The 2,037-nt window shown below is 71.5% G+C and carries 2 protein-coding genes; both read right to left on the bottom strand.

The genetic code is table 11. From position 1 onward, the window contains the following. The coding region (locus EHS43_RS43400; protein ID WP_148104299.1) for a tRNA (adenine-N1)-methyltransferase at positions 1 to 864 on the bottom strand (864 nt) is incomplete at its 3' end. Positions 865 to 902: 38 nt separating this feature from the next. Beyond that, a partial coding sequence (locus EHS43_RS43395; RefSeq protein WP_260470990.1) for a site-2 protease family protein occupies positions 903 to 2,037 on the bottom strand: 1,135 nt, incomplete at its 5' end.

The raw sequence follows: 2,037 nt of genomic DNA, 5'->3' as shown, positions 1-2,037 counted from the left end.
GTCCTCGCCGTAGGCGCCCTTGGCGGGGCGGCGGCGGCGCATGGGGGGCTCCACGCCGTCGGCGAGGCGGCGGGCGGTGAGGAGGAAGCCGGTGTGGCCGATCATCCGGTGGTCGGGGCGGACGGCCAGGCCCTCGATGTGCCAGTTGCGGATCATCGTCTCCCAGGCGGTCGGCTCGTTGAAGCAGCCGATCTCGCGGATGGACTCCACGGTCCGGGCGAGCTGGGTGGTGGTGGCCACGTAGCAGCACAGGATGCCGCCGGGAACGAGCGCCTTGGAGACGGCCTCCAGGCATTCCCAGGGGGCGAGCATGTCGAGGATGACGCGGTCGACGTCGGCGTCGGACAGGTTGTCCTGGAGGTCGCCGACGGTGAGCTGCCAGGCGGGGTGCGGGCCGCCGAAGTAGCGCTCCACGTTCTGCTTGGCGATGTCGGCGAAGTCCTCGCGCCGCTCGTAGCTGTGCAGCATGCCCTGGTCGCCGATGGCGCGCAGCAGGAAGCTGCTGAGCGAGCCGGAGCCGACCCCGGCCTCCACGACGCGGGCGCCGGGGAAGATGTCGGCGAAGGCGAGGATCTGCCCCGCGTCCTTGGGGTAGACCACGGCGGCGCCGCGGGGCATGGACAGGACGTAGTCGGGGAGCAGGGGGCGCAGCGCGAGGTAGGCGACGTTACCGGTGGTGCGGACAACGCTGCCCTCGGGTGCGCCGATCAGCTCGTCGTGCGGGAAGGAACCCTTGTGGGTGTGGAAGTTCTTTCCCTCTTCGAGCGTGAACGTGTAGTGGCGGCCCTTGGGGTCGGTCAGCTGAACCTGGTCCCCGACCTTGAAGGGCCCGCGCCTGCGGGCGGCACCGGTCGGTTCGGACATGTGAACAGCCTACCGGTCCGCGGAGGGGCCGCCGACCACTAGGAGGGCCGGGCCATGGCCTTGACGAAGGCGCGCTCGACGTCGGCCGCGGACAGCACGCCGTAGATCTCTCCGGTCTCCTCGACGACGAGGTATTCGGTGGCCGGGGTCGCGCGGAGGGTGTCCAGGAGGTCCTCTCCCGCGAGTTCGGCGGAGACGCGCATGCCGTCGGTGAGGTCCTGGGCGAGGCCGCTGACGGCGACCCAGGGGCGGCGGTGTTCGGGTACGCCGACGATGGCGGCCTCGCGGACGAGGGAGAGCGGGGTGCCCTCGGCGTCGACGACGACCAGGGCGCGGGCTCCGGCGTCGTTGGCGCGGCGCAGGGCCTCGGAGAGGGGGGTGTGGCTCTCGACCGGGACCGCGCGGCGGGTGAGGGTGCGGGCGCGCAGGTCGGGGAGGTGTTCCCTGAGCCGGGCCATGCGGAGGCTGTTGCCGGCGCCGGTCCAGATGATCGCGGCGAGGATCGCGGCCAGCAGGGCGTCCATCACGGTGTCCATGCCGACGTTGTCCTCGGCGGAGGAGCCGAGGGCTCCGGACTGGGTGAGCAGCGGGAGGCCGATGAGGACGACGACGGCGAGGGCGCGGCCGACCCAGGCGGCGGCGATGGTGCCGCTCATGGGTTTGCCGGTGATCTTCCAGACGACGGCGCGGAGCATGCGGCCGCCGTCGAGGGGGAGGCCGGGCAGGAGGTTGAAGGCGGCCACGATGAGGTTGGAGACCATCAGGCCTGCGAGCAGGACGCCGGGGACCGTGCCGGGTTCGACGGGTTTCATGGCGAGGTAGAAGAGGCCGGCGAGGACCAGGGAGAGCAGTGGGCCGACGAAGGCCAGGACGAACTCCCGGCCGGGGGTCTCGGCCTCCTTCTCGATCTCGGAGACTCCGCCGAAGAACTGGAGCTGGATGCGGCGGACCGGGAGCTTGAAGCGCAGGGCCGCGACGGTGTGGGCCAGTTCGTGGACGAGGACGGAGGCGTAGAAGGCGATCGCGAAGAAGAGGGAGACGAGGTAGCGGGCGGCGCCGAGTTCCGGCAGCACGCGTTCCAGTTGGCCGCCGAACACCCAGGTGATGAGGGCGGCGACGAGGAACCAGCTGGGGGCGACGTAGACGGGCACGCCGAAGGGGCGTCCCATCAGG

Source organism: Streptomyces sp. RP5T (assembly GCF_003933965.1).
Classification (GTDB): Bacteria; Actinomycetota; Actinomycetes; order Streptomycetales; family Streptomycetaceae; genus Streptomyces.
This window is presented reverse-complemented; position numbering and strand designations above follow the sequence as displayed.